Origin of the sequence: Nesterenkonia sp. AN1, assembly GCF_000582475.1 — a bacterium.
In the GTDB taxonomy this organism is placed as follows: Bacteria; Actinomycetota; Actinomycetes; order Actinomycetales; family Micrococcaceae; genus Nesterenkonia; species Nesterenkonia aurantiaca.
Genome location: NZ_JEMO01000024.1, coordinates 1 through 26,298, shown reverse-complemented (window position 1 = coordinate 26,298; position 26,298 = coordinate 1). Strand labels below are relative to the sequence as shown.

The following is a 26,298-nucleotide window of genomic DNA, read 5'->3' as shown; positions in this document are numbered from 1 at the left end:
AAACAAAGTACGCTCGGTGGTGTCGTGGGAGATTGTGCACCACCACCACCACGCACTCACGGACGCCGATCGACGAAAGGGCACTCGACATGTCTTCAGACCAGGATTTCTCGCACTACGCCAACCCCGGCGCGCTCGTCAGCACTGACTGGGCGGACGAGCACAAGGACGACCCGCAGGTGGTGCTGCTGGAATCGAACGAGGACGTCCTCCTCTACGAGACCGGCCACATCCCCGGGGCACACAAGATCGACTGGCACACGGACCTCAACGACCCGGTCACCCGGGACTTTATCGATCCGGAACAGTTCGCCGCCTTCGCCGCGTCCAAGGGGATCACGCCCGAGACCACGGTGGTCTTCTATGGCGACAAGTCGAACTGGTGGGCCGCCTATGCTCTGTGGGTCTTCACCCTCTTCGGCCACGCGGACCTGCGCCTGATCGACGGCGGCCGGGCCAAGTGGGCGCAGGAGGGCCGTGAGCTGAGCACCGAGGTGCCGCAGCCGCGTGACGCGCAGTACCCGGTCCCGGCCACGCGCAACGATCCGCAGTGGCGGGCCTTCCGCGAGGACGTGCTCGAGGCCATCGGCAGCACCCCGCTGGTCGACGTGCGTTCCCCCGCGGAGTACTCCGGCGAAGTCACCTCGGCGCCGGGCTTCGAGGACAAGGAAGGCGCCCTGCGCGCAGGACACATCCCCACCGCCGTTTCGGTGCCCTGGGCATGGGCTGCGAACGAGGACGGAACCTTCAAGTCACGCGAAGAGCTTGCGGTGATCTACCAGGAGGAGGCCGGGGTGGGAAACTCCGAGTCCGTCATCGCCTACTGCCGGATCGGTGAGCGTTCCTCGCACACCTGGTTCGTGCTCAAGCACCTGCTGGGCTACGACGAGGTCCGCAACTACGACGGCTCCTGGACCGAGTGGGGCAACGCGGTGCGGCTGCCCATCACCGTCGGCGCCGAGCCGGGTGAGGCGCCGGCCTCGTGACGTCCGGCGCGCCGCTTGCCCGGATCTTCGAGGAGTTCCAGTCCGTGGGGGAGCAGCAGCGGCTGATGCTGCTGCTCGACTACGCGAAGCGCCTGCCGGAGCTCCCCGAGGCCTATCGGGACAGCCTCCAAGACATGAACGAGGTCGTGGAGTGTCAGTCTCCGCTGTTCCTGGCGACCGAGTTCGACGACGCGGCGCGGGTGGCGCACATCTACTTCGCCGCTCCGCCGGAAGCGCCCACCACGCGGGGCTTCGCCTCGATCCTGCAACACGGACTCAGCGGTCAGGGCTACGAGGCGATACTGGGCCTGAAGGCGGATGTGGGTTCTCACCTGGGCCTTGCCCGGGTGATCACCCCGCTGCGGTTGCGAGCGGTCAATGCCATGGTCGGGCGGATCTCCCGATCCGTCCTCGACCATGTCGGTTGACTGCTAGTGTCTGACCGCTGGTGACTCAGCCCCGCTCCGCGCCCGGGACGAAGTTCGGGGGCGGGTGCCCGCTGCTCAGCCCGTGTGGGCGTCGAGGATCGCGCGCATCGCGTCGAGGCCGAAGATCTCCGCCACGGCATAGGCGCTCTGCCGACCCAGGCGGGGATCGGCGCCGGCGGCGAGCAGCGCCTTCGTGGCCACCTCGTTCTGCCGGAACACCGCGCAGCCCAGCGCGGTCTGGCCCTGATCATTGACCCGGTCCACGTCGGCGCCGCGGGCCAGCAGTCCCTGGGCCTGCTCGGTGTGATCGTTGTAGACCGAGAGGATGAGCAGCGTGTCGCCCTTCTCGTTGCTCAGGTTCACCGGCACGCCGCGGTCCACAAGGTCAAGCAGCTCCTCGGTCTTGCCCGCTCGAGCGAGGCCGAACATCGAGGCCAGGAACTCCATCTGTTCCTCGGTCAGCTCCGGCGCGCCGCCTGCGGGAGGATGCTGGTTCTCAGAGGGATCGGCCGCGTGCTGGAAGTCCTGTGACATGGCCGCAAGTCTATCGGAGACCGGCGCGGGCGCCCGGATCCCTGAGGCCCGCGAAGGCGATAACCTGACCGGGACCCCGAACCTCACCGACACGCTTTATGCAGACCTGCGAATAATTATGTAGTCTGTATCCGAGCCAAAATTCCGTTCCCCAAGGAGATTCGTTGTGACTGATCGTATTGTTCTCGCCTATTCCGGCGGCCTCGACACCTCGGTGGCCATCGGCTGGATCGCCGAAGCCACCGGCCAGGAGGTCGTCGCGGTCGCGGTCGACGTCGGACAGGGCGGCGAATCCCTGGAGACGGTGCGCCAGCGCGCACTGGACTGCGGCGCCGTGGAGGCCTATGTCGCCGATGCCCGCGACGAGTTCGCCGATCAGTACTGCATGCCCACGCTGAAGGCCAACGGCCTCTACATGGACTCCTACCCGCTGGTCTCGGCGATCTCCCGCCCCGTGATCACCAAGCACCTGGTCGCGGCCGCCCAGCAGTTCGGCGCCACCACGGTCGCTCACGGCTGCACCGGCAAGGGCAACGATCAGGTCCGCTTCGAGGTCGGCATCCAGACCCTGGGCCCGGAGCTCAAGTGCATCGCCCCGGTCCGCGACCTCGCCCTGACCCGTGAGCTCGCCATCGAATACGCCGAGAAGCACAGCCTGCCGATCGAGACCACCAAGAAGAACCCGTTCTCCATCGACCAGAACGTCTGGGGTCGTGCCGTGGAGACCGGCTTCCTGGAAGACATCTGGAACGGTCCCACCAAGGACGTCTATGAGTACACCGAGGACCCCTCGTTCCCGCCCGCAGCCGACGTCGTCACCATCACCTTCGACCAGGGCGTGCCGGTGGCCCTGGACGGGCAGACCGTGACCGCCCTGGAGGCCATCGAGCAGCTCAACCGCCGCGCCGGCGCCCAGGGTGTGGGCCGGATCGACATCGTCGAGGACCGCCTGGTGGGCATCAAGTCCCGTGAGATCTACGAGGCTCCCGGCGCGATGGCGCTGATCGCTGCGCACCGCGAGCTGGAGAACATCACCCTGGAGCGTGAGCAGGCCCGGTTCAAGAAGACCGTGGACCAGCGCTGGACCGAGCTGGTCTACGACGGCCAGTGGTTCTCCCCGCTCAAGCGCAACCTCGACGCCTTCATCGACGAGACCCAGAAGTACGTCTCCGGTGAGATCCGGCTCGAGCTGCACGGAGGCCGCGCCACCGTGCAGGGCCGCCGCTCCGAGACCAGCCTGTATGACTTCAACCTGGCCACCTACGACGCCGGCGACGCCTTCGATCAGTCCAGCGCCCGAGGATTCATCGACATCTTCGGCCTCTCCTCCAAGGTGGCCTCCCAGCGCGAGCAGCGCATCCACGGCAAGCCGGACTTCTCCGGCCTCGGCAGCCTGGACCGCTGAGCATGAGCTCGGAGAGCACGACGCCGACGAGCCTGGATCAGCAGGATTCGGAGAGCAGGCACGGCACCAACGAGGGCGCGCTCTGGGGCGGACGGTTCGCCTCGGGACCCGCCGATGCGCTGGCGGCGCTGAGCAAGTCCACGCACTTCGACTTCCGCCTGGCCCGCTACGACATCGCCGGATCCCGCGCACACGCCCGGGTGCTGCACCGCACCGGGCTGCTCGATGAGCCCGAGCTGGCGGGGATGCTCTCTGCGCTCGATCAGCTCGAGGCCGATGTGCTCTCCGGGGACTTCACTCCGGCGCCGAGCGATGAGGACGTGCACGGGGCGCTGGAGCGCGGCCTGCTTGCACGCGCCGGTGAGGACCTGGGCGGGAAGCTGCGCGCCGGGCGCTCACGCAATGACCAGATCGCCACCATGGGACGGATGTTCCTGCGCGATCACGCCCGGGTCGTCGGCGCCGGGGTGCTGGGCACCATCGAGGCGCTGATCAGCCAGGCAGAGGCGCACCCGAACGCGCCGATGCCGGGCCGGACGCATCTGCAGCACGCCCAGCCGGTGCTGCTGAGCCACCACCTGCTGGCCCACGCCTGGGCGCTGCTGCGCGATCTGCAGCGCCTCGTGGACTGGGACCGGCGCGCGGCCACCTCGCCCTACGGCTCCGGCGCCCTGGCCGGGTCCTCGCTGGGCCTGGATCCGCAGCGCGTGGCCGAGGAGCTCGGCTTCAACCAGGCGGCCTGGAACTCCATCGACGGCACCGCGGCACGAGACGTCTACGCGGAGTTCTCCTGGGTCAGCGCCATGATCGGCGTGGATCTGTCCCGGATCAGCGAAGAGATCATCTTCTGGGCCACCAAGGAGGCCGGCTTCGTCACCCTCGATGACGCCTTCTCCACCGGCAGCTCGATCATGCCGCAGAAGAAGAACCCCGATGTGGCCGAGCTCGCCCGCGGAAAGTCGGGCCGTCTGATCGGTGACCTGACCGGGCTGCTGGCCACGCTCAAGGGCCTTCCGCTGGCCTATAACCGGGATCTGCAGGAGGACAAGGAGCCGCTCTTCGACGCGGTGGACACCCTGGAGCTGCTGCTGCCGGCGGTCTCCGGGATGATCGCCACCCTGGTCTTCCACACCGACCGGATGGCCGAGCTGGCCCCGCGCGGCTTCGCGCTGGCCACCGACATCGCCGAATGGCTGGTCCGGCAGGGCGTGCCCTTCCGGGTGGCCCACGAGCTCTCCGGCGAGGCTGTCCGGGTGGCGGAGGCCCGCGACGTCGAGCTCTGGGACCTCACCGATGCGGAGCTCAGCGGGATCTCGGCGCAGCTGACCCCGGCGGTGCGTGAGGTGCTGACCACCTTCGGCTCGCTGAACTCCCGGTCCTCCCGGGGCGGCACGGCACCCTCCGCCGTGGCGGAGCAGCTTGACGAGCTCAAGCTGCAGCTGAGCCCGATCAAGGAGTTCATCGGCTCAGCGGGCAGCAACGTCGGTCCAGACAGCGTCAGCTGAGCTGGCCGCTGGACCGGCTGCCGAACTGGCCAGCTGAGCTGACTCAAGAACCTGACGATGGAGTGAGCACAGCATGACGCGAGGCCCTTCGAGGCGAAGCAGGAGCGCCCCGGCCGTGCTGGCCGGGGCGCTCCTGCTTGCGCTCAGCGGATGCGCCGAACCGCGGCAGGCTCCGGCCCTGGACTACCCGAGCGCGCCGGATCAGCGGCTCCCAGAAGCCGCTGCCCCCGCCGAGGACCCGGCGCCGGGTCAGCCCTGGGCACCGATCGCCGGGCTCGCCGACGAAGCGTGGCTTGAGGAGGTGGCCGAGCGCACCGGCATTCCGCAGCGCGCCCTGGCCGCCTATAGCGGGGCGGCCCTGCTGGTGGCGCAGACCCGGCCGGAGTGCGGACTGGGCTGGAACACCCTGGCCGGCATCGGTCAGGTCGAGTCCCATCACGGCACCTACGCCGAGGCGCAGGTCGAGCCGGATGGACAGGTCGCCCCCGCGATCATCGGGATCCCGCTGGACGGGTCCCCGGGACTGGCGGAGATCCCCGACACCGACGGCGGCACCCTGGACGGAGACACCGAATGGGACCGCGCGGTGGGACCGATGCAGTTCATCCCGGCCACCTGGGCGCTGTATGCCCAGGACGGCTCCCGCAGCGGCGACTCAGATCCGCACCACTTCGACGACGCCGCGCTGACCGCCGCGGTGTATCTGTGCGAGAGCGGGGAGGACCTGAGCAGCGACGAAGGCTGGGTGGACGCCGTCGTCGCCTATAACCAGTCGGTGCGCTACGTCAACGACGTCGCTGCCCGGGCTCAGGAGTACGTCAGCCCTGACGCGCCTTCAGCCGCGGATTCTTCTTATTGATCACGTAGGTGCGCCCCCGGCGGCGCACCACCTGTGACCCCGGCTTGTTCTTCAATGCACGCAGTGAGTTCCGGACCTTCATTATGACCTCCTAGTGAGAATGAGTAGCATTAGCGTTAACACTACTCGAAGGGAGCGACGATGACGATGTCAGGTGAGGGATCAGCTGTCCGAGTGGTCGCGGTGATGGGGGCCTGCGGGCCAGAGCGTAAAGACTTCGCCGCGGCCCTGGCCCGGCAGCGCGACTCCGTGCTGCTGCAGGCGGACCGCATCGCGTCAGACGAGACCGCGCTGGAGTCAGCGCTGCGGCTGCTCCAGCTCGTGCCCAGCAGCACCGAACTGGTCGTGGAGTACCCGCTGGCCAGCGCGATCACCGAGGTCATCGGCTCACTGACCGGCTCAGGCGGTGACCCTGAGCCGCAGGCCCGGCTGTCCGAGGTGATCTGCGTGGTCGATGCCGCCCACCTGCTTGATGATCTCTTCCGCGACGACTACGTGGTGTTGGAGGCCGATCAGCGCTGGACGCACCCGGGGGAGCTGGCCTACGTCTGCCGCGCCGAGGTGATCGTCAAGCAGATCGAATACGCCTCGACGGTGATGATGATGAACTGGCAGCGGATCGACCCGGACGAGCTGGCCATGCTGGCGGCGCTGGTGGCGCACCTGAGCCCGCTGGCCCAGGTGCGGTTCGACGGGGAGCCCGCGGCTCGGACTCACCGCTCCACCGTGCCCGGCTACTCGGGGCAGGAGACTCGCGCCGGCTGGACCTGCCTGTTGAACAGGGACTTCCATCCGCGCCGCAGACACAATCGGGTCTCGGCCTTCCGCTACGAACAACATCGTCCCTTCCATCCCGGCCGGCTCAAGCAGCTCTTGGATCTGCGCGTCGAGACCGAGGAGTTCGGCCGGGTGATCCGCTCGGCAGGCTTCGCCCGCCTCGCGACCCGCCCGCACGTCACCGCACAGTGGGAACACATCGGGCAGATCATCTCGCTGGCTCCGCTGGCCTTTGATCACCAGATCGAGGACCCCGAGGAGATGCTGGCCTTCGGTCAGGACATCGCCTTCATCGGGATGGACCTCGAGGTGGCAGGACTCGCCGCAGCCCTTGACGAGGCCACGCTCACCGATGCCGAGCTCACGGCCGGGCCCCCGCTCTGGCGCACCTTCGCTGACCCCTTTCCCCTCTGGCAGTCGGTCACAGAGACCGAGGACTGACCGGTCAGCTGCTCGGGGAGGTCTCTGCGATCATGGGCAGATGGATTCCGCACGGCTGCACTCCCTCTTCGACGCCCATGCCACCGAGCTGGCCCCAGCGCTGTTGGGCTGCGAGCTCACGGTCGCGACCGCCGGTGGATCCGTGCGGGTCCGGCTGACCGAGGTCGAGGCCTACGGGGATCAGGGCGAGGACCCCGGGGCGCACAGCTTCAACGGCAGGACCGCCCGCAACGCGGCGCTGTTCGGGCCGCCCCGGCACACCTACGTCTACCTCAACTACGGGATCCACCGCTGCCTGAACTTCGCCTGCGCGGCCGAAGACACCGCAGGAGGCGTGCTCCTGCGCGCCGGTGAGGTGCTGACCGGCCGGGACCTGGCGATCGAGCGCCGCGGCGGCCGTGACACCGGGGCGAAGCTGCTCTCGGGTCCGGGTCGACTGGGCCAGGGTCTGGGCATCACGCTGCCGATGGACGCGCTGCCGGTGAACTTCGAGCAGTCAGCCGGCCACGACGACCCGGCCCGGTTCACGCTGAGCCCGCCGGCGGATCCCGTGGGCGCTGACCGGATCCGTCGCGGACCGCGCGTCGGGGTCTCCGGCGCCGGGGGCAGCCGGGCCTATCCCTGGCGCTACTGGCTCGACGCCGATCCCACGGTCTCGGTCTATCGGGCCGGGCGCAATGTTCCTGCGGAGGTCAGCTCATGACCTGCACCGAATCTGGCCACATCAGGTTCACCTGAATAGAGGTATGATTGGTGGTCAGCAAATTCGCGACGGAGAGCTGCGCTGCTTGATGAGTGATTCACAGTCCTCGGCCACGGCCGAGATGATGCCCGAAGACCACGACGTTCCGATGCCCGGCCTCGAGGCCGGCGTGGAGCAGGAGCGCGAGTACGTCGGGGTGCTCTACTCCCGGCTCGATGAGCTGCGGGCCGAGAAAGAGGTCCAGCTCGCGAAGGTCCGCCGGGTCGGGTCCCGCGGCACCATGCAGAACGCCTCCGAGCGCGATGCCTTCGCCGCGATGTATGAGGACCGGCTCGCGCAGCTCAACGCGGTCGACGATCGGCTGGTCTTCGGCCGCCTCGATCACGACTCCGGGGAGTGTCGCTACATCGGGCGGATCGGCCTGACCTCCGCGAGCCACCAGCGACTGATGCTGGACTGGCGCGCTCCCGAAGCCGGGGTGTTCTACCAGGCGACCGCCTTCGAACGCCAAGGCGTGCGCCGTCGTCGGCACCTGCTGCTCAAGCGCCGCGAGGTGCACGGGGTGGAGGACGACGTGCTCGACGCCAGCATGTTGGAAGAAGCCAGCCACAACCATGGCGACGGCGCCCTGCTCGCCGCGCTCACCGCGCGCCGCACCGGACAGATGGGCGACATCGTCGCGACCATCCAGTCCGAGCAGGACCGGATCATCCGCGCCGATCTGCCCGGAGTCATGGTGGTCCAGGGCGGACCCGGCACCGGCAAGACGGCGGTGGCGCTGCACCGCGCGGCCTACCTGCTCTACAGCCACCGGGACCGGTTGAAGTCCGCCGGTGTGCTGATCGTGGGCCCGAACTCCACCTTCATGTCCTATATCGACCGGGTGCTGCCCTCCCTGGGGGAGACCGGCGTGGTGCTGTCCTCGCTCGCGGAGCTGTTCCCCGGGGTGCGCGGCACTCAGGAGCAGGACCCACGGGTCGAAGAGATCAAGGGACGCCTGGACTGGGTGCAGATCATCGACGCCGCCGTCGCCCACCGCCAGCGCACCATCCCCGAGGTCCGCGACATCACCGTGGACGGCACCCGGGTCGGGGTGACCCCGAAGATGGTCAACCGGGCTCTGGAACGGGCCCGCGCCACCGGCAAGCCCTATAACGAGGCTCGCCCGACCTTCGTCAAGGTCCTGGTCAAGGAGATCGCTGAGAAGCTCGAACGCATCATCGAGAAGCGCTCCGAAGGCAACGACGCCGACCGGTCCTATCTGCTCGAAGACGTCCGCACCGCCCGCGATGTCCGGGTGCTGCTGAACCTGTGCTGGATGCCGCGCAGCCCGCAGGGACTCCTCGAGGACCTCTTCAGCAAGCCCAAGTACCTCGCCGACGTCGCGCCCGAGCTCACCGCGCAGGAGCGGGAGCTGTTGCAGCGCCAGCCTGGAAGCGCCTTCACCAGTGCCGATGTGCCGCTGCTCGATGAGGCGGCTGAGCTGCTGGGCGCGCTGGACGAGTCCGCCGGACGCGAGGCCGCGCGGCAGAAGGCCGCCGCTGCCCGTTCCCTGGACAACGCCCAGCGCGCGGTGGAGAACGCCACCCCGCAGCTCGAAGAGATGGGCATCGAGGGGTTCCTCGACGCCCAGGCCGTGGTGGACATGAACGCCGAGTCCGGCCCCCGGCTGACCGCCGCCGAGCGCGCACAGGTCGACCGCAGCTGGACCTACGGCCACGTGGTGGTCGACGAGGCGCAGGAGCTCTCGGCCATGCAGTGGCATGTGCTGATGCGGCGCTGCCCGCTGAAGTCCTTCACCATCGTCGGAGACATCGCCCAGGGCTCCACGCCCTCGGCCGCCCCGAGCTGGCAGCAGGCGATGGCTCCCTTCGTCGGCAACCGGATGCGGGTCGAGGAGCTCACGGTCAACTACCGCACCCCCGGCACCATCGTGGAGCTGGCAGAACGCGTCGCCGCGGCCAACGGGCTGGAGACCACCTCGCTGCGCACGGTTCGGGACGGTGATCACCCGCCGGTGATCGAGAAGGTCGAGGCTGATCAGCTGGTCAGCGCCGCGATCGCCGCGATGGGCGCCGAGCATGAGCGCCTGGGGGAGGGGCTGGTGGCCGCCATCGTGCCGCAGCGGCTGCTCTCCGCGACCCGCAGCGCCCTGGTCGCCGAGTTCGGCGCCCGCGTCGGCCGCGGCGCCGGCTCGCTGACCGAGGACATCCTGGCGCTCTCCGCCGATGAGGCCAAGGGCCTGGAGTTCGACGCCGTGGTGCTCATCGAGCCTGCCGAGATCCTGGAGGAGACCGCCGGGCGGGTGGGCAGTCTCTACGTGGCCCTGACCCGGCCCACGCATGCGCTGCATGTGATCGCCGCCCGCGACCTGCCGGCAGGATTCTGACCGGTCCCCAACGATTCCGACGTTTCGGAGCGGTTCGGCAGGAGAAGATTGGTAACGTACCTGGTGTGACCCAGATGAGCCTCGAATCCACGAACCCGGCGCTGGCCGCTCAGCGCAACGATCCAAGCTTCGACTCGCTCTGGCAGGAGTTGAACTGGCGAGGCCTGGTTCAGGTCTCCACCGACGCGGACGCGCTCGAAGCGGCGCTCACCGGTGAGCCGATCGTCTACTACTGCGGATTCGATCCCACCGCGGCCTCCCTGCACCTGGGTCACCTGGTCCAGCTGCTGACCATGCGCCGCATCCAGCTGGCCGGGCACAAGCCGCTGGCCCTGGTGGGCGGCTCCACCGGGTTGATCGGAGATCCGCGTCCCTCCAGCGAACGCACACTGAACACCCCCGAGGTGGTCTCCGGCTGGGTGGACTCGCTGCAGTCCCAGATCAAGAACTACATCTCCTTCGAAGGAGACAGCGCGGCCACGATGGTGAACAACCTCGACTGGACCCAGGGGGTCAGCGCCATCGAGTTCCTCCGCGACATCGGCAAGTACTTCCGCGTGGGCACGATGATCAAGAAGGACATCGTGGCCAAGCGGCTGAACTCCGAGACGGGCATCTCCTACACCGAGTTCAGCTACCAGGTCCTGCAGGGATTCGACTACCTGCAGCTGTTCCGGCAGTACGACTGCACGCTGCAGTTCGGCGGCTCGGACCAGTGGGGCAACCTGACCTCCGGCACCGAGCTGGTCCGTCGGGCCGAGGGCGCCACGGTGCACGCGCTGGGGACACCCCTGATCACCAACTCCGACGGCACCAAGTTCGGCAAGTCCGAGGGCAACGCCATCTGGCTCGACGCCGAGCTGTGCTCGCCCTACGCCTTCTACCAGTTCTGGCTCAACCAGTCCGATGCCGATGTGATCGACCGGCTCAAGGTCTTCACCTTCCGTACCCGTGAAGAGATCGCCGAGCTCGAGAGCTCGGTGCAGGATGCGCCCTTCAAGCGCGAGGCCCAGCGGGCACTCGCCTGGGACGTCACCTCCCTGGTCCACGGCGAAGACGCCACGAAAAAGGTGATCGAAGCCTCCGGTGCGATCTTCGGCAAGGGTGAGCTGGACCAGATCGATGAGCCCACGCTGCACGCGGTCGCCTCAGAGCTTCCGCATGCCAGCATCCCGGCGGAGGAAGCCACGGCCGTGCGCCTGCTCGTGGACACCGGACTGGTCAAGTCCAACGGCGAGGCTCGTCGTGCGATCAACGACGGCGGCGCCTACGTCAACAACGAGAAGATCACCGACCCCGACGCCTGGTGACCGAGGCGATGTGGCTGCATGAGAAGTTCCTGCTGGTCCGCCGGGGCAAGAAGAACCTCGCGCTGGTCCATCGGGGCTGAGCCCGCCCCGGGGACGGGGCTGGGATCCCGGGGATCCCAGCCCTGCCCTACACTCCGTGCCGTCCCGGTCAGGCTTCCGCAGTCGGGTGGCCTCAATTGGGCCGCCTCCCCCACTGCGGACCAGCCGGCCCGGATCCTACGACCGAGAGCATCCGGGTCGAACCAGCGGACTCTGTCCTGGGTCCTCTCCGGATCAGGTCTCGTGCTTACCGGATCCGGTCTGGTGCTTGTCCGACAGGCAAGGTCCCAAGACCCAGCGGGCGCCCCACCGGTGGAACAGCTCGAGGGATTCGGTGACCATGGCGGCCTCGAAGAGGGGCGTGTCGATTCCCGAACTGCTGGCATCACTGTCCCGGTAGCCCTGGAGAACTGCCTTGGTCACCTGTTCGTACCAGAGCCCGAGGTCCTTGATCGATGCCTCCGGCTGAGCCGGTGCGGTATCGGAGTCTCTCTGGGTGACCTCCCGCACGAGCTCCGCGAGCGAGGCGATCAAGGAGAGCACGTCGCGCAGCGGCTGAGCGTGATCGATCATCCCGCCGTCCTCGTCGATGATCCAGCCGGTCTCGTGCTGGCGGAGTCGTTCAAGGGTCAGGTCCCCATGGATCTTCTGCAGGTCCATCACCTGGTCCACGCTGCGCAGCGCTGTGCCTAGGCGGCCTATGAGATCCCCCAGCTCGGGAGTCGCGGTCTCATCGGAGTCCTCACGCACCTTCGTCCAAGCCTGTTCCAACTGCTCCGCGGCCTGGTCCTTGCTGGTTTCGAGCTGCGCGGCGGTCTGCGGGTGTGCCCCGAAGGTTCCGGCGAGGTCTGCGTGGAAGTCACCCAGGATCCGACCCAGCGCGGTGGCCTCGGGAAGGAAGTCTGATCCTTCCGCCAGAGCGGCGCGGGCCCGCGTCGATGCTGGTGCGCCGCTGATGGAGACCTCGCGGATGATCCCGAGATCACCGGTGACCCACTGGGGCTCTCCGCTGCCCGGGTGCGGCTCTGGCCAGCTGCCCGTGACCACGCCCAGGACTCGTGCCACGGTGCGGCTGCCGTTCCTGCTCATCTGCAGCACGGTGTCCAGAGCGTCGGGGCGATGCTGGTCCGGACGGCGGATGAAGTCGACCAGGGTCTTGGAGGTCTCTTCGGCTCCACCTTCGACGGTCACCGCAGTGCGGGCCACCGCCGGCGCCGGCGCATCCAGGGGGGTGCGCTGCAGCTTGGCCGGGAATGCGGGCCAGGTGTTGAACTCGGCGAAGGCCTCCCCTCGGGACCGGCCGTTGCGACTGCCCTGTCCGCGGCGAGCCATCTCGTGCCAGGCCGCGAGGAAGGCTCGATCGCGGGCGCCGTCGTAGACCCAGAGGTCTCCGGCGGCCGCGCTGAGGCGACCGATGAACGCGGTCTTGCCGGCCAGCGCCGAAGGTCGGCTGCGCAGCGCCATCGGGACGGCCACGCGCGCCTGTCCGGCGGCGTGGTCCACCTGGATGATGTGCAGCTCCAGGCGCAGACCCTGATCAGGGTCCCCTTCCGGGGCGGGGAGCCGCAGACCACCGACGCGGGTGATCACCCGGCGACCTGGTGCAGCCTGGAACCAGGACTGTTGGGACAGCCAGGTTCCGACCAGGTCTCGAAATCCTGGTTGTTCCTCGCCTCGGAAGCTCGCCATATTACTGCCGTGCCCCCTGGCGTCGCATCGCGATCTCGTAGAGGCTGATCCCTACAGCCATGGAGGCGTTGAGGGATTCGGTGGCCGAGGTGATCGGAATCGAGACGATCTGATCGCAGGTCTCACGGACCAGGCGGGAGAGGCCCTTGCCCTCCGAGCCGACCACGATGATCACCGGCTCCTGGGCCAGTTCGATGTTCTGCAGCGAGATGTCGCCCTCGCCGTCGAGCCCCAGCACGAAGAAGCCCAGCTGCTTCGCCTCCTTCAGCGTCTGGGTCAGGTTCTTCGCCCGGGCCACCGGGATCCGCGCCGCAGCTCCGGCGGAGGTCTTCCAGGTCGTGGCGGTCACACCGGCGCTGCGCCGTTCCGGGATCAGCACCCCATGGGCGCCGAAGGCCGAGGCGGCGCGGAGCATCGCGCCGAGGTTGCGCGGATCGGTGATCGAGTCACATGCCAGGAACAACGGCTGGTGCGGGATGTGGCCCTTGGCCGCGCGCTCCAGCTCGTTCTCGGCCAGCTCCAGCGCGTCGATGTAGTCGTAGGGTTCCAGCAGCAGCGCCAGACCCTGGTGGACCGCACCTCCGGTGGAGTTATCCAGCTGCCGACGGGTGACTTCGCGGACCCGGACCCCGGCTTCTGCGGCGAACTGCAGCGCCTCCCGGACGCGGCCGTCGGATTCCACGTCGGTGGCGACATGCAGCTCCTTCGCCGGGACCCGTTCGCGCAGCGCCTCAAGCACTGAGTTGCGTCCGGCGACCATGTCCTCGGCACCGAAGCCGGAGCCGCGCTGGCGGGGCTGGTTGCTGCTGGTCTTCGTGGCTGCCCGATCGGCCAGCATCTTCTGCCGGTGCGCCTTGTGGTAGACCCGGTCCTCCGCCTTAGGCGTGGGTCCCTTCCCACGCAGCGCGCGCCGTCCCTGACCTCCGGACCCGGTCTGCGGGCCCTTCTTCTCTCTGCGGATCGCAGCCGATTTCGGCCGTGAATCTTGTCCCATGTTCAGCCTTTCCTAGCCCCGGTGGCGGGGCTGGTGGTCGAACTCGTCCGGGCAAGCGCCCAACGAGTTCCATCTTTGGAGTCTTCCAGCGCGATTCCGGCTGCGGTGAGCCGGTCGCGGACAGCATCGGCGCGGGCGTAGTCCTTGGCGGACTTGGCCTCCACGCGATCGGTGAGCAGCGCCTCGATGAGTTCACCCAGCGCGGCCTCAGCCTCGGAACCGCCGGCGGCCCCTACCTCGGGGACATCGCTGAGCCCGAGCACCTGGACCATGGTGCTCACGGCGCCGGCGCTGCGCACGAGCTGCTCGGTGTCTTCGGCGTCGAGGGCGATGTTGCCCGCCCGGACGGTCTCGTGGAGCACCGCCAGCGCCTGCGGGACATTGAGGTCATCGTTCATCGCTGCGGTGAAGGCTTCCGGGACAGCGTCATGGGAGCCCAGACGCTGGCCGGAGAGGGCCTCCGCCGCGCGGCCCAGGAAGGTCTCGATACGTTCGACGGCGGCCTGGGCCTCCTGGAGCGAGGTCGGGCGGTAGTCCAGCTGGGAGCGGTAATGGGCCTGACCCAGGAAGTAGCGCACGGCGCGTGGCCGGGCGGCGCTGAGCATCTCCTCCGGGGCGATGGTGTTGCCCACGGATTTGGACATCTTCTCCCCGGCGTAGGTGACCATCCCGTTGTGCAGCCAGAACCGGGCGAAGTCGTCGCCGGCGGCGCCGGACTGGGCCAGCTCGTTCTCGTGGTGCGGGAAGCGCAGGTCCAGGCCCCCGCCGTGGATGTCGAAGCGGCTGCCCAGGTACTTGGTCGCCATCGCCGAGCACTCCACGTGCCAGCCGGGCCGGCCGGCGCCCCAGGGGGCGTCCCAGCGCGCGGTCTCCGGGTCGGTGGCCTTGTGGCCCTTCCATAGCGCGAAGTCGCGCGGGTCGCGCTTGCCGCGGGCATCGGCGTCGGCGGCGTCCTGCATGTCCTCGGCCCGCTGATGGGTGAGCTCCCCGTAGCGGGGCCAGGAGCGGACGTCGAAGTAGACGTCACCGGAGCCGTCCTGGGCGGGGTAGGCGTGGTCGGCGTCGATCAGTCGTTGGATCAGCGCGAACATCTCGGTCATATGCCCGGTGGCGCGCGGCTCGTAGCGCGGGCGCTTCACCCCGAGCGCGTCGTAGGCCTGGTGGAAGGCCTGCTCGAAGCGGTAGGCCAGGGCGAACCAGGGCTCCTGCGCGGGGTAGTCCGGGCTGGGGGTGTGCTCGGGCAGGTAGGAGAGCGCCGACTTCTCCAAGATCTTGTCGTCGATGTCGGTGACGTTGCGGACGCTGAGCACGTCGAGGCCGCTGTGTTCGAGCCAGCGGATCAGGATGTCGAAGGCCACTGCCGATCGCACGTGGCCCACATGGGGTCGCCCCTGGACGGTGGCGCCGCAGTAGTACAAGGACACCCTGCCCGGCTCGAGGGGCTCGAAATCTCGCACGGTCGCCGTCTTGGTGTCATAAAGTCGCAGTGCCACGCGGTCAGCCTATCCGGTCCTCGGTTCAGATCGTGTAGATCACGGCGGTGGCCGTGGCCAGGATGCCCTCGCCGCGACCGGTGAAGCCGAGTCCGTCCGAGGTCGTGGCGCTGATCGCGACCGGCGCTCCGGCTGCCGCGCTGAGCACCTGCTGGGCCTCTTCCCGTCGCGGACCGAACTTCGGTCGCTTCGCCACGAACTGCACCGCGATGGATCCGATGCCGAAGCCTTCCGCCGCCAGGATGCGCGCGGCCTCGGCGAGCAGCCGCGCCCCGGAGGCGCCTTCGAGCTCGGGGCGCGCGGTGCCGATGGTGTCAGCCCCGAAGTGCACCCCCAGGTCGCCGAGGCCTGCGGCGCTGAACAGCGCGTCGCAGCAGGCGTGCGCCACGGCGTCGCCGTCGGAGTGCCCGGTCAGGCCCTGCTGGCCGGGCCAGAACAAGCCGGCGAGCCAGAGGTCCCGGGGCTCCTGTGCAGGGGCGAAGGCATGGACGTCGTGGCCGATTCCCACCCGCGGCAGCACCGGTCTCCTCGGGGCGGGTGTCTCGCGCTGCGCCAGCGTCGCCTGGGCGGCGGCGAGATCCTCGGCGGTGGTGATCTTCAGGGCGCTCTGGGAACCGGGGACCATCGTGACCTCGACCCCCATGGCCTCGGCGATCATGGCCTCGTCGGTCAGCGTCTCGGCCTGGGCGTCGGGGAGGTCCCCGATGAAGTCGAAGGCCTGCTGGAGCAGCTCGAGCGTGAAGCCCTGCGGAGTCTGCACGGCGCGCAGCGAGGAGCGCGGCACGGTCTCGGCGACCCGTTCGGCGCCGGGCGTCGCGGACGGCTCGGCATGCACCCGCTTGATGGTGTCGGTCACGGGCAGAGCCGGGACGACGGCGGCGGCGCCGGCCTCCACGGCGGCGAAGACCCGGGCGTAGACCGCCTCGGGGGTCATGGCGCGGGCCGCATCCTGGATCAGCACGGTGGTGCGCGCTGGGTCCCAGTCTGCGGCCGCGGCGCGCAGCAGCTCTCGGATCCCGGCACGCACCGAGGAGGAGCGGCTGCCTCCGCCGCGGGTGTGGTGCACCGACACGCCGGTGGCGGCGCTGAACTGCTCCCCCACCGTGGCCAGCTGGTCATAGCTGACCTGGTCCGAGGGCAGCACCAGCACCACGGCGTCCAGTCCGCGAACCGCTCCGTCCTGGCGCGAAGGGTCCTGGTGCGCGGGGTCCTGTGTCGGCAGGCCCTGGGCCAGCCCGTGGAGGCGCTCCATCACGTGGGCGAGGATCGGGCGTCCGCCCAGATCCACGCAGGCCTTGGGCCGTCCGTGTCCCAGCCGTTCTCCGCTGCCGGCCGCCACAACGATGAGCGCCCGGCGCGCTGTGACAGGTTTCCCTGTCCCGGCGTCCGGGCGACTCATCGACGGTGCTCCTGCTGGAGCATCTGTGGCTGCCGGTGCGACCTGTGGTCCCACCTGGCTCATCTCTACTCTGCGACCTTCTCTGGCTCTGCCGGAGTCGGGGCCTGATCGAGGATCTCGTCCAGAAGCTTCGCAGCCTCTTCCTCGTCGAGCTTCTTCGCAAGCGCCAGCTCCGAGACCAGGATCTGCCGGGCCTTGGCGAGCATGCGCTTCTCACCTGCGGAGAGACCGCGGTCGTTCTCGCGCCGCCACAGGTCACGCACGACCTCGGCGACCTTGTTCACGTCACCGGAGGCGAGCTTCTCGAGATTCGCCTTGTACCGGCGTGACCAGTTCGTGGGCTCTTCGGTGTACTCGGCACGCAGCACGTCGAAGACGTGCTCCAGGCCTTCTGCACCGACGACATCGCGAACGCCGACCAGATCGACGTTGTCTGCCGGTACCTCTATCGTCAGGTCTCCCTGGGAGACCCGAAGCTTGAGGTACATCTTCTCTTCGCCCCGAATGGTGCGGGTCTTCACTTCTTCGATCGTCGCAGCACCGTGGTGCGGGTATACGACCGTCTCGCCGACCTCAAAATTCATGTAATGATTCCCCTTTCCCGACCTCAAGTTTATCACGCGTCACAATTGCCTCCGCGTGTCGCTCCGGATCCCCTCCGGCGTCACGACATAGGGTTCGCCGCCACCGGATTTCGACATCCTGTAGAATTACCTCCAGATCAGACCATCACGTGGGCAGAGACTTCTCCGCTGACGTGGACGACATCTGCGCTGCATGCCAATCTCCGGGGTCCCGCACCGCGTACCCTGGAGCTGATCCGCATCGCTCCAAGCCCGTGAGGAGACTCTCCACGTGAAGTTCTCAGCCGATAAGACCCGCCGCCTGGCAGCGGTCTCCGTGGCTGCCGCCGCACTCCTGGGCGCCAGCGGCTGCAGCGCCGTCAACTACCAGGCCACCACCCAGCAGTACGCGGCCTCCGACGGCACCCGTGCCGACGTCGGGGAGGTGCAGTTCCGCCACATGGCCTTCATCACTGATGAGGCCGGCAACCCCGCGCGGGCGATGGGCTCGATCATCAACAGCGGCACCGAGGACGCCGAGGTGGAGCTCGACGTCGACGGCGAGACCTTCTCCGCGACCCTCCCGGCCGGAGAAAAGGTGTCCCTGGAGCTCGACGAGGAGCTCGTCGTCGAATCCTTCCAGGCCGACCCCGGCCAGATGCACGAGATCACCGTCAGCGTGGACGGCGAGTCCAAGCAGGTCATGGCCTCGGTCTTCGACGGGGTCCTGCCGGAATACCGGCACCTGCTCCCCGACGGCTACGACGAGTCCATGACCGAGCACCTCGTGCACGGTCCCGACACCTGGGGCAGCGGCGCGGCGCACCACGACTCGGGCGACGACGGCCACTGACCCAGGCCCCACCCACGCTGCGGCCGAACCGCCGCACAGCGCTCGGGCATTGAGCGCACATACAGAAGAGGGCCCGCTTCCTTGGAAGCGGGCCCTCTCTGTATGTGCGCGCGCTCTGCGGCGCCGCTCGGCGGACTCCGGCGACGCTAGTGGACTCCGGCGACGCTCGTGGACTGCGGCGACGCTGAGCACCCGCGTCAGGAGCCTGCGAGGGCCTCACGCAGCAGCCGGCGCAGCCGCTGCGGGTCGATGCGCCAGAAGTCCTTGACCTGACCATTGATCCGCAGCACCGGGATCTCCTCGGCGAAGCTGGAGAGCAGCTCCGGCTTCTCGGTGATGTCGTGTTCGAGAAGCTCCACCGGAAACTCTGCGCAGACCTCTCGGGCCACCGTCACGGCATCTTCGCACAGGTGACAGCCCTGCTTGACGAGTACTTCAACCTCGACTGACCGGCTCACGCCTTCTCCTTCGCTCGGGGATCCTCAGGGTGGGACGAGGAAACCCCGGCCGCCTGCTGGCTGCCGGGGTTTCTTCACGCTGACAAGAACTCTTACTTCTTGTTGCGGCGCTGGTGACGAGTCTTCCGCAGACGTTTGCGGTGCTTCTTCTTCGCCATGCGCTTGCGGCGCTTCTTGATCACTGAGCCCATGGGGTGCAGTCCTTGTCTGTAGGTAAACAACGAGAAAAAGGTCTCGGAACAGTGTAGCCGCAAGGCAGTGCTGGCACAGAATCGAGGGGGAAGGTCCCGTCTGTGGCCGAAACCGCGGGAGCACGGGCCCCGGCGACTCCCGGCACCGGTGCGCCCAGGGGCCGGTCTCGCCCGGGGGATCAGTCCAACCAGGAATCAGTCCAACCGGGGGTCAGTCGAACCAGGAATCAGTCCAACCGGGGGTCAGTCGAACCAGGAATCAGTCGAACCAGGGGTCCAGCCCGTAGAGCGGGAAGATCTCCTTGCGGGTCTGCATCACCGCGCGGTCCACGGCGTCCGAGGGATCGTAGCCGAGCTCCCAGGAGCGCCACCATAGCTGCGCGTCGTCGCCCATGGTCTCGGGCGTCTCCACGTGGTGGCGTTCGCGCACATAGTTCCGCCAGGAGCCGGGCACCGCGGTCTTCAGCGACACCGGCGATCCGACGATGATGCCGGTCAGGTGGGTCCAGCTGCGCGGGACCACGGTGTGCACCGCGTAGCCGCCTCCGCCGGTGGCGATCCAGCGACCTTCGCAGTGCTCGTCGGCCAGGTGCGCGATGTCCAGGGCGCTCTGCCGCTGGGCGTCCACACTGAGCTGCAGGTCAGACAGCGGGTCCTCCCGGTGCGAGTCACAGCCGTGCTGGGAGACGATGACCTCGGGTTCGAAGGCGGCCACCAGCTGCGGGATGACGGCGTGGAAGGCGCGCAGCCAGCCAGCGTCGCCGGTGGTCTCAGGCAGCGCAATGTTCACGGCCGAGCCCTCGGCGCCCGGGCCTCCGGTCTCGTTCGGGAATCCGGTGCCCGGGTAGAGCGCGACGCCGGTCTGGTGGATCGAGATGGTCATCACCCGCGGGTCGTCGTAGAAGATGTCCTGGGTGCCGTCCCCGTGGTGAGCGTCGACGTCGATGTAGACCACTCGGCGGGTGCCCTGCTCGAGCAGCAGCGCGATGGCCGCCGCGGAGTCGTTATAGACGCAGAAGCCGCCGGCCCGGGACCTTGCGGCGTGGTGCATCCCCCCGGCGAAGTTCAGCGCCCGCACCGCGGTGCCCTCGAGCAGCGCCTGGGCGCACCGGACGGTGCCGTCGACGATCCTGGCGGCGCCGAGATGGATCTCGCTGAACACCGGGGTGTCCTCGGTGCCCAGCCCATGGTCCTGGGAGGAGTGCCCATGCTCGGCGGCGTTCTTGACTGCCGCGATGTACTCTGCGCTGTGGACCGTGCCCAGCACCGCGTCGGAGGCTATCGCGGTCTCCAGCCGCTTCACATTGGACCCGCTGAACAGGCCGAACTCTTCGCAGAGCCTCGCCGTGAGCTCCAGCCGCACGGGGTTCATGGGGTGGTCGGCGTTGAATCGGTACTCGAGCAGCGCCTCGTCCCAGACGACGGCGGCGGGAAGTTCTCCCACGGTGGCCTCCTCAGGCGTGGTCGGCGAAGTACTCCAGCTGAGAGACGTCTCCGGAGACGATGATGGTGTCTCCGGCGGAGACCAGGGTGTCGGGCTGGGCGTAGACGAAGTCCTTTCCCGGAGACTTCACGCCCACCACGTTGACCTTGTGCCGGCTGCGCGGCTGGCACTGGTCGATGGTCTTGCCGTGCAGCTCGCGCGGCGGGCGCATCTTCACGATGGCGAAGTCGTCGTCGAACTTGATGAAGTCCAGCATCTGACCCGAGACCAGGTGTGCGGCGCGCACGCCGGCGTCGTGCTCGGGGTAGATCACATGGTGACAGCCGATCCTGGTCAGGATCTTGCCGTGCGTCGGATTGATGGCCTTGGCCCAGACCTGGCTGACTCCGAGGTCCACCAGGTTGGCCGCGATCAGCACCGAGGACTCGATGGAGGTGCCGACGCCGACGACGGCGGCGTCGAACTCCTGGGCGCCGACCTGACGCAGCGCCTCGATGTCCGTGGCGTCAGCCTCCACGACGTGGGTGAGCATATCGGCGTATTTCTGGACCAGACCGCGGTTCTGCTCCACGGCGAGGACCTCTTTGTTCTGGCTCACCAGCTGGTTGCTCAGCGCGATGCCGAAGCGGCCTAGCCCCACGACGAGGACCGGCTTGTTGCTCTGGGGATTCAGCTTGGCCACGAATGCGTCCTTTTCCGCGAATGAACCTGCTCGACCTGCGGGGCCGAGTCCTGAAGTGCTGACTCCAGGGTAAACCCCCTCGGCCTGGCCGGTGTCACCGGGAGCATGCTCGTCGGGCGATGCTGGATCAGCCGATCATCGGGCGGCCCTCGGGGTAGCGGTACCGGACCCGGCTGCGCTGGCGCACGGTCAGCGAGGCGGCGAAGGTGATGATCCCGACCCGGCCGGCGAACATCAGCGCCGCGAGCACGTAGAGCCCCTCCGGCGGGAGCTCCTCGGTGAGCCCACTGGTGAGCCCGACGGTCGCGAAGGCGGAGATGGACTCATACAGCGGGCGTCCCATATCCAGTCCGGTGATGTACATCAGCCAGACCGTGGAGATCAGCACCAGCGTCGCGCCCATGGCCACCACGGAAACCGCAATCCGTACCGCAGAAGCAGGAATGGTCCGACCATGGGCGGTGGACTCGGCGTCGCCGCGGGCCTCGGCGAGGAACGCCAGCCAGATCACCGCGATGGTGGTGACCTTGATGCCTCCGGCGGTGGAGGCCGAGCCGCCGCCGGCGAACATCAACGCATCGGAGATCAGCATGGTCTCGGAGTTCTCCAGGTTCGACTCCACCACGGCAAAGCCGCCCGAGCGCATGTTCACCGAGGCGAAGAGTGAGTTCTGCAGCTTCTCCCCGAGGCTCATCTCCCCGATGGTGGAGCTGTTGGACCACTCCATGACCCCGTAGAGCACCGCGCCGATGACCAGCAGCAGCAGCGTGACCTCCAGGGTGAGCTTGGTGTGCAGGCTCCAGCGGCGCACATGCCAGCGGTTGCGCCAGAGCATGAACAGCACCGGGAAGCCCAGGCTGCCCAGGAAGACCCCGACCATGATGGTCCAGATGACCACCGGGTCATTGTCGAAGCCGGCGAAGCCCTCGGCGTGCGCCACGAAGCCGGCGTTGTTGAACGCTGAGATGGCGTAGAAGGTTCCGTCCCACAGTCCGGCCGCGACGTCGCCGCCGTTGATCACGATGAAGCGCGGGATCAGCACCAGCATCAGCATCGCCTCCACCACGGCGGAGCAGATCACCACGGTCCGGATCACCTGGCCGGTCTCTCCCATCGAGCCGGTGGAGATGCCGCCCTCCTGGGCGACCAGGCGGGTGCGCAGCCCGAGGTTGCGGGTCACTGAGATGGCCAGCAGCGCGGCGATCGTGATGATGCCCAGGCCGCCGACCTGGATGCCGATCAGGATGACCAGTTCACCGGCGAAGGACCAGTGCTCCGCGGTGTTCACCGGGGTCAGACCGGTGACGGTGACTGCGGAGGTGGCCACGAACAGCGCATCATGAAACGCCGCAGAGGAACCTGAAACCGTGGCCCAAGGCATGTTCAACAGTGACGTGAACACGGCGATGGTCACGGCGAAGATCAACATCGCCGCCCGTGCTGGGGTCGTGGCGGTCAGGCGTCTCATCCACCACTTGACCCGGGCCAAGACTGTGTCCGTGTCACTGCTGCTGCGCTCTGAGCGACGACCCCTCATCATGGCCACTACTGTATGACGGGGTTCAGGCCGCGACCCTCGTCATCGGGCGCGGACGGATGTGCGTTCGCTGCTGAGACGTGAACATCATCGATGGCGGCGGATCTCGTGCCAAAGCGAGTCTGATAGTCGCTGCTACCAGTAGGGTGGCATTGAAACCGTCACTGGGACGCCGGGGTGGCCAACCCCTGCCCGAATCTCTGCAGAAAGCGCGTGATTCTTGGACACCTTTCTGACACTCCTCGGAATCGCCGTCGTGGTCCTGGGGCTGAACGACATCTTCCACACGTTGCTTCACCCCATCGGGAAGGGCTGGTTCAGTCAATGGATTGCCAGCGGAGTTTGGCGGGTCTCGAAGTTGACCGGTCATCGGTTCGGACAAATCGCCGGACCCACAGCCATGGTGGTGGCTGTGGTCTCGTGGACCTTGTTGCAGGGACTGGGATGGGCACTGATCTACTACCCCCACGTGCCGGAAGGATTCTCCTACTCCGCTGACATCGATCCTGGGTTGTATAGCGAATTCGCCGAAGCCCTCTACATCTCATTGGTCACCTTAGGCACCCTCGGTTTCGGCGATGTGATACCCGTGGATCCTTGGATCCGTCTCTTCTCACCCATTCAGGCTCTGACCGGATTCGCCCTTCTCACCGCGGCACTGTCGTGGTTCGGCCAGATATACCCTGCTCTTGGGCGCAGGCGGACACTATCCATTCGGGTGCACCTGCTGGAAGACAACGGGTACGTGGAGACCCTGCGCGAACCTGAAGCATCAACGGGAAATCGTCTCCTCGAAGAGGTGGCTGCCAGCATCACCGAAGTCAGGGTTGATCTGACGCAGAACACTGAAACGTATTATTTTCGGGAGACGGATCCCCGGATGTCCTTTGCCGCGTCCATGCCCTATCTTCAGAAGCTCAGCGTCGCCGCACGGGACTCAACTGTGAGAGAAATCCGGGCCGATGGAGAGCTGCTCCAGTCAGCGCTAGATGATCTCACGCGACACTTTTCCACCCAATTCGGACTCTCCGGGGATTCAACCGGAGAGATCCTCGATCATTTTGTCCGCGATCACGGGCATGCCGTGCAGAAAGAGACCTGATCCCTCTGCTCCAGCGACGACAGGTACGAAGGCTCGTGCCGTGGGAAAGCGGTCGAAACCAGCCGAGGCACACGCGGCGCCCTGTGAAGCTGACGTAATCGTGGTTCCAGGTCTAGCCCGTGCGACGGAGGGTTTCGTGCGACTTCGATGAGCTAGCCCATTCCTGTGGCGCATAGCGATAAGTGGAGGTCTCGTCGCGGCGCTAGATCTCATTCCCTGCACGTAAGCCCATGGTCTTGCGGGCACGTCACCGCTTCCACCATTCCTGAAACGGTCGCCATCGGCTAGGACCCGCTGCAGAATCTCTCTAAACACTCATCGCGTCAACGCCGCCGCTCGGACCCTGCCCTCCATCTAGTTACTCGCTCCGAAATCGTGTGGCCCCGGAGGAGTCGTCGGTTCCCAATCTGGTGATGGTCTCAGCAAACCCTTGGCAAGCACCCCTACTCCCAAGGGAAGACTGCAAAGCCCACGATGATAAGAATGCTCTCATCGCCGGAAGCTAGTCAGAGCGAGTGGAAACCGCACCATGGGGCACGTCAGTCGCGCTGAGGACGTTTAAGCTCGTCCGATCATGTCGCGGCGAGCGTGCTCCGGGCAGTAGCGCTTCGGATGCGACACTGATCTGCGCCTGGCAGCGCAGTCACGGCCGGGCGTGCCGGGCTGGCGCAAGAAATCCTGGGCCCTAACTCGCATCCGAGATACACCCAGCACCTGGACTGGCTAGACATCTTAGGTTCAGAGCGTCGATTTCGACTCGCTCCTAGAGTTGATTCCAATACTTATACCGGATTTTTATACAAGAGCATCCAGACCCAAAAACCTGTGCTAGCTTCAGACGCATGGATACGCAGACATGTATCCGCTCAGTGAAGAGGGTTATCTCATGCTGGATGAAAAGCGTCGACAACGAGCACTTGATTCCCTCCATGTCCTCGACACGCCCCCCGATGAGCGCGTGGACCGGATCACGCGCATGGCCCAGCAGATCTTCGATGTGCCGATGGTGAGCGTGAATCTCTTGGATCGAGAGCGCCAGTGGAGTAAATCCTCAGCCGGCTTCGATGCTCCAGAAGTACCCCGAGAGGGCGCTTTCTGCGAAGTCACGATCAACCAGACTGAGACTCTGGTCATCGAGGATCTCGAAGAAGACGCGAGATTCGCGTCCAGCCCTTATGTCACTGAGGCCCCGAATCTTCGGTTCTACGCAGGACACCCCATCGAGGCACCCGGCGGCGAACATGTAGGGGCCCTGTGCCTGATGGACACCAAGCCACGCCAGCTCGATGACCATGAGCGCGACTTGCTGGAAGATCTTGCCCACTGGGTACAGACCGAACTGGCCCAGCAGCAGGAGCTTGATCATGCCGTCGTCATCCAGCGGGCGCTGGCGCCCCGCGATCTGCCCCAGCCGGCCGGGTTTACGGTGACGGCCGGCACTGTTCCCGCGGGCTGCGTCTCGGGCGATTTCCACGACGTGATCCTCCGGGAGGGCAAGTTGCGCGTCACCCTGGCTGATGTCATGGGCAAAGGCACCGGTGCCGGCATCATCGCGTCGGCAGTCCGGGCCTCCATGCGCACCACCCCGGGGCGTTCCCTGCTCGCCACCGTGGCAGAGACCGACAAGCTTCTCGAGCAGGACGTCGGGGACTTGAGTATGTTCGTCACCCTGTTCTGCGCCGACATCGACACCGCGTCCGGCGACATCAGCTATGTGGATGGTGGCCACAGTCTGAGTTTCATCCACCGGGCCGACGGCGGCTGGGATCATCTGAACTCCACCGGGTTGCCGCTGGCCATGGGCCTGGGTGAGCCCCACCGTCTCGGCACAGCCCAGCTGCACCCTGGTGATGCGCTCATGTGCTGCAGCGACGGGGTATTGGACCTGCTCGACCTTCAAGACCCCTTCGCCCAGGCCGACGACGTCCTTGCCAAACACGGCGTCGACGAGGCGGTGCAGGAAACCCTGCGACGGGCTCGAAAAGCTCAGGTCCCCGACGACGTCACCGTGGTCGTAATCCGGAGAGATTCCTAAGCCCCCTCCGATCTCGAGGCAGAACGCTCGATCAGGCCTCACAGGCACTCGACCCTTTCCCGGACCATCAGAGATGAACCACCCGCGCCGCCCGTAAGCCGATCCCTCAGCGTGCACTGAGTCCCGGAATGAAGCATGAGTGCCCGCAAGACGGACCCTCAGCGAGCACCTACTTGGGTATAACGACCCCAAGCCTGGGGTCACCTAAAGTGGCTCTTCCCAGTTGAGCGTGGGGGTGTCGTGAGTCAAGCGGCTCGTGCCCTTGCTTGAGGATGGATTTTGCGACGAATCTGCCCTCGACCACGAAGGACACGAGCCATGTCTCAGAATACGTGCGCACCCTCGACACTGTCTGCCCACCACACCACCGAACAGGCCAGAGAGCACCGGGGCCGGGATGCGGCATCGGTGGTGTTCAACCTGACCGGCTACACCGTCACCGACGCCGCTGACCTACCGCTGGGTGGAAGACGCGTCGTGGT

Annotated in this window: 23 protein-coding genes and 2 pseudogenes; 13 read left to right on the top strand and 12 right to left on the bottom strand. The window is 67.1% G+C overall.

Annotated elements, in window-relative coordinates; translation table 11 throughout:
- Positions 1-89: 89 nt before the first annotated feature.
- Both BG28_RS12615 and BG28_RS12610 read left to right on the top strand, forming a co-directional pair.
- Positions 90-986, top strand: coding sequence for a sulfurtransferase (locus BG28_RS12615; protein WP_036477495.1), 897 nt, complete (start codon positions 90-92; stop codon positions 984-986).
- Positions 983-1,414, top strand: coding sequence for a SufE family protein (locus tag BG28_RS12610; protein ID WP_036477494.1), 432 nt, complete (start codon positions 983-985; stop codon positions 1,412-1,414). The genes BG28_RS12615 and BG28_RS12610 overlap by 4 nt, the downstream gene beginning before the upstream one ends.
- A gap of 75 nt (positions 1,415-1,489) precedes the next feature.
- Here BG28_RS12610 and BG28_RS12605 read toward each other — a convergent pair whose 3' ends face one another.
- Positions 1,490-1,948, bottom strand: coding sequence for an ankyrin repeat domain-containing protein (locus tag BG28_RS12605; protein ID WP_133726598.1), 459 nt, complete (start codon positions 1,946-1,948; stop codon positions 1,490-1,492).
- A 166-nt stretch (positions 1,949-2,114) separates the two neighbouring features.
- Here BG28_RS12605 and BG28_RS12600 point away from each other — a divergent pair, with 166 nt between their 5' ends.
- The 3 genes from BG28_RS12600 to BG28_RS12590 all read left to right on the top strand — a co-directional run bounded on the left by BG28_RS12600 (position 2,115) and on the right by BG28_RS12590 (position 5,717).
- The gene (locus BG28_RS12600) at positions 2,115-3,353 is read left to right on the top strand and encodes an argininosuccinate synthase (protein WP_036477492.1); all 1,239 of its coding nucleotides are present in this window, start codon (positions 2,115-2,117) and stop codon (positions 3,351-3,353) included.
- A gap of 2 nt (positions 3,354-3,355) precedes the next feature.
- On the top strand, positions 3,356-4,858 hold the full coding sequence (gene argH / locus BG28_RS12595; protein ID WP_051501436.1) for an argininosuccinate lyase: 1,503 nt from the start codon (positions 3,356-3,358) through the stop codon (positions 4,856-4,858).
- 115 nt (positions 4,859-4,973) lie between these two features.
- Positions 4,974-5,717 carry a lytic transglycosylase domain-containing protein gene (locus tag BG28_RS12590; RefSeq protein ID WP_235181106.1) on the top strand — a complete coding sequence of 248 codons (744 nt, stop codon included), beginning with the start codon at positions 4,974-4,976 and terminating at the stop codon, positions 5,715-5,717.
- Here BG28_RS12590 and ykgO read toward each other — a convergent pair.
- Positions 5,677-5,799, bottom strand: coding sequence for a type B 50S ribosomal protein L36 (ykgO, locus tag BG28_RS15105; RefSeq protein ID WP_084479720.1), 123 nt, complete (start codon positions 5,797-5,799; stop codon positions 5,677-5,679). The genes BG28_RS12590 and ykgO overlap by 41 nt on opposite strands.
- 59 nt (positions 5,800-5,858) lie before the next feature.
- Between ykgO and BG28_RS12585 the strand changes: the two genes are divergently transcribed.
- The 4 genes and pseudogenes from BG28_RS12585 (at position 5,859) to tyrS (ending at position 11,417) form a co-directional block, all read left to right on the top strand.
- Positions 5,859-6,935: a GTP-binding protein gene (locus tag BG28_RS12585; RefSeq protein WP_084479719.1), complete on the top strand. Its 1,077-nt coding sequence runs from the start codon at positions 5,859-5,861 to the stop codon at positions 6,933-6,935.
- 40 nt (positions 6,936-6,975) lie between these two features.
- Positions 6,976-7,638: a DNA-3-methyladenine glycosylase gene (locus BG28_RS12580; RefSeq protein ID WP_036477491.1), complete on the top strand. Its 663-nt coding sequence runs from the start codon at positions 6,976-6,978 to the stop codon at positions 7,636-7,638.
- A 124-nt stretch (positions 7,639-7,762) separates the two neighbouring features.
- Positions 7,763-10,027 (top strand): AAA family ATPase, encoded by a 2,265-nt coding sequence (locus BG28_RS12575; RefSeq protein WP_235181109.1) that lies wholly within the window; start codon positions 7,763-7,765, stop codon positions 10,025-10,027.
- 74 nt (positions 10,028-10,101) lie between these two features.
- Positions 10,102-11,417 (top strand): annotated as a pseudogene (tyrS, locus tag BG28_RS12570) (tyrosine--tRNA ligase).
- 193 nt (positions 11,418-11,610) lie between these two features.
- On the opposite strand, the gene BG28_RS12565 reads toward tyrS, so the two are convergent.
- The 5 genes from BG28_RS12565 to BG28_RS12545 all read right to left on the bottom strand — a co-directional run bounded on the left by BG28_RS12565 (position 11,611) and on the right by BG28_RS12545 (position 17,535).
- Positions 11,611-13,065 carry a hypothetical protein gene (locus tag BG28_RS12565; RefSeq protein ID WP_036477489.1) on the bottom strand — a complete coding sequence of 485 codons (1,455 nt, stop codon included), beginning with the start codon at positions 13,063-13,065 and terminating at the stop codon, positions 11,611-11,613.
- A gap of 1 nt (position 13,066) precedes the next feature.
- Positions 13,067-14,059 carry a 23S rRNA (guanosine(2251)-2'-O)-methyltransferase RlmB gene (gene rlmB, locus BG28_RS12560; RefSeq protein WP_051501433.1) on the bottom strand — a complete coding sequence of 331 codons (993 nt, stop codon included), beginning with the start codon at positions 14,057-14,059 and terminating at the stop codon, positions 13,067-13,069.
- A 2-nt stretch (positions 14,060-14,061) separates the two neighbouring features.
- Positions 14,062-15,552 carry a cysteine--tRNA ligase gene (gene cysS, locus BG28_RS12555; protein WP_051501432.1) on the bottom strand — a complete coding sequence of 497 codons (1,491 nt, stop codon included), beginning with the start codon at positions 15,550-15,552 and terminating at the stop codon, positions 14,062-14,064.
- Positions 15,553-15,577: 25 nt separating this feature from the next.
- Positions 15,578-16,951 (bottom strand): 2-C-methyl-D-erythritol 2,4-cyclodiphosphate synthase, encoded by a 1,374-nt coding sequence (gene ispF, locus BG28_RS12550; protein ID WP_084479717.1) that lies wholly within the window; start codon positions 16,949-16,951, stop codon positions 15,578-15,580.
- Between the two features lie 65 nt (positions 16,952-17,016).
- Positions 17,017-17,535 (bottom strand): CarD family transcriptional regulator, encoded by a 519-nt coding sequence (locus BG28_RS12545; RefSeq protein WP_036477487.1) that lies wholly within the window; start codon positions 17,533-17,535, stop codon positions 17,017-17,019.
- 271 nt (positions 17,536-17,806) lie between these two features.
- Here BG28_RS12545 and BG28_RS14575 point away from each other — a divergent pair, with 271 nt between their 5' ends.
- Entirely contained in the window at positions 17,807-18,367 is a 561-nt protein-coding gene (locus BG28_RS14575; RefSeq protein WP_051501430.1) for a hypothetical protein, read from the top strand.
- 197 nt (positions 18,368-18,564) lie between these two features.
- Here BG28_RS14575 and BG28_RS12535 read toward each other — a convergent pair whose 3' ends face one another.
- The 5 genes from BG28_RS12535 to BG28_RS12520 form a co-directional block, all read right to left on the bottom strand.
- Positions 18,565-18,825, bottom strand: coding sequence for a glutaredoxin family protein (locus BG28_RS12535; protein WP_036477485.1), 261 nt, complete (start codon positions 18,823-18,825; stop codon positions 18,565-18,567).
- A 92-nt stretch (positions 18,826-18,917) separates the two neighbouring features.
- Positions 18,918-19,016, bottom strand: a complete 99-nt coding sequence (locus tag BG28_RS15100; protein WP_081652675.1) for a 30S ribosomal protein bS22 — start codon at positions 19,014-19,016, stop codon at positions 18,918-18,920.
- A gap of 259 nt (positions 19,017-19,275) precedes the next feature.
- Complete coding sequence (locus tag BG28_RS12530; RefSeq protein WP_036477484.1) at positions 19,276-20,460, bottom strand: acetoin utilization protein AcuC; 1,185 nt, start codon at positions 20,458-20,460, stop codon at positions 19,276-19,278.
- A gap of 10 nt (positions 20,461-20,470) precedes the next feature.
- Positions 20,471-21,142: a TrkA family potassium uptake protein gene (locus tag BG28_RS12525; RefSeq protein ID WP_036477482.1), complete on the bottom strand. Its 672-nt coding sequence runs from the start codon at positions 21,140-21,142 to the stop codon at positions 20,471-20,473.
- Between the two features lie 127 nt (positions 21,143-21,269).
- Positions 21,270-22,679, bottom strand: coding sequence for a TrkH family potassium uptake protein (locus tag BG28_RS12520; RefSeq protein ID WP_255342490.1), 1,410 nt, complete (start codon positions 22,677-22,679; stop codon positions 21,270-21,272).
- A 220-nt stretch (positions 22,680-22,899) separates the two neighbouring features.
- On the opposite strand from BG28_RS12520, the gene BG28_RS12515 reads away from it, so the two are divergent.
- The 3 genes and pseudogenes from BG28_RS12515 to BG28_RS16555 all read left to right on the top strand — a co-directional run.
- Positions 22,900-23,781 (top strand): potassium channel family protein, encoded by an 882-nt coding sequence (locus BG28_RS12515; RefSeq protein ID WP_036477478.1) that lies wholly within the window; start codon positions 22,900-22,902, stop codon positions 23,779-23,781.
- A gap of 856 nt (positions 23,782-24,637) precedes the next feature.
- Positions 24,638-25,816 carry a PP2C family protein-serine/threonine phosphatase gene (locus BG28_RS12510; protein ID WP_051501429.1) on the top strand — a complete coding sequence of 393 codons (1,179 nt, stop codon included), beginning with the start codon at positions 24,638-24,640 and terminating at the stop codon, positions 25,814-25,816.
- A 318-nt stretch (positions 25,817-26,134) separates the two neighbouring features.
- Positions 26,135-26,298: pseudogene (locus BG28_RS16555) on the top strand (ISL3 family transposase); the annotation flags it as partial.

What these genes read in the sequence shown, in the direction of transcription:
- ispF (WP_084479717.1), bottom strand. Translation starts at nt 16,951, where the DNA reads ATGAGTCGCCCGGACGCCGGGACAGGGAAACCTGTCACAGCGCGCCGG.
- BG28_RS12520 (WP_255342490.1), bottom strand. Translation starts at nt 22,679, where the DNA reads ATGAGGGGTCGTCGCTCAGAGCGCAGCAGCAGTGACACGGACACAGTC.
- BG28_RS12565 (WP_036477489.1), bottom strand. Translation starts at nt 13,065, where the DNA reads ATGGCGAGCTTCCGAGGCGAGGAACAACCAGGATTTCGAGACCTGGTC.
- BG28_RS12615 (WP_036477495.1), top strand. Translation starts at nt 90, where the DNA reads ATGTCTTCAGACCAGGATTTCTCGCACTACGCCAACCCCGGCGCGCTC.
- BG28_RS12605 (WP_133726598.1), bottom strand. Translation starts at nt 1,948, where the DNA reads ATGTCACAGGACTTCCAGCACGCGGCCGATCCCTCTGAGAACCAGCAT.
- BG28_RS12510 (WP_051501429.1), top strand. Translation starts at nt 24,638, where the DNA reads ATGTATCCGCTCAGTGAAGAGGGTTATCTCATGCTGGATGAAAAGCGT.
- BG28_RS15100 (WP_081652675.1), bottom strand. Translation starts at nt 19,016, where the DNA reads ATGGGCTCAGTGATCAAGAAGCGCCGCAAGCGCATGGCGAAGAAGAAG.
- BG28_RS12545 (WP_036477487.1), bottom strand. Translation starts at nt 17,535, where the DNA reads ATGAATTTTGAGGTCGGCGAGACGGTCGTATACCCGCACCACGGTGCT.
- rlmB (WP_051501433.1), bottom strand. Translation starts at nt 14,059, where the DNA reads ATGGGACAAGATTCACGGCCGAAATCGGCTGCGATCCGCAGAGAGAAG.
- argH (WP_051501436.1), top strand. Translation starts at nt 3,356, where the DNA reads ATGAGCTCGGAGAGCACGACGCCGACGAGCCTGGATCAGCAGGATTCG.
- BG28_RS12580 (WP_036477491.1), top strand. Translation starts at nt 6,976, where the DNA reads ATGGATTCCGCACGGCTGCACTCCCTCTTCGACGCCCATGCCACCGAG.
- BG28_RS12585 (WP_084479719.1), top strand. Translation starts at nt 5,859, where the DNA reads ATGACGATGTCAGGTGAGGGATCAGCTGTCCGAGTGGTCGCGGTGATG.
- BG28_RS12575 (WP_235181109.1), top strand. Translation starts at nt 7,763, where the DNA reads ATGCCCGAAGACCACGACGTTCCGATGCCCGGCCTCGAGGCCGGCGTG.
- ykgO (WP_084479720.1), bottom strand. Translation starts at nt 5,799, where the DNA reads ATGAAGGTCCGGAACTCACTGCGTGCATTGAAGAACAAGCCGGGGTCA.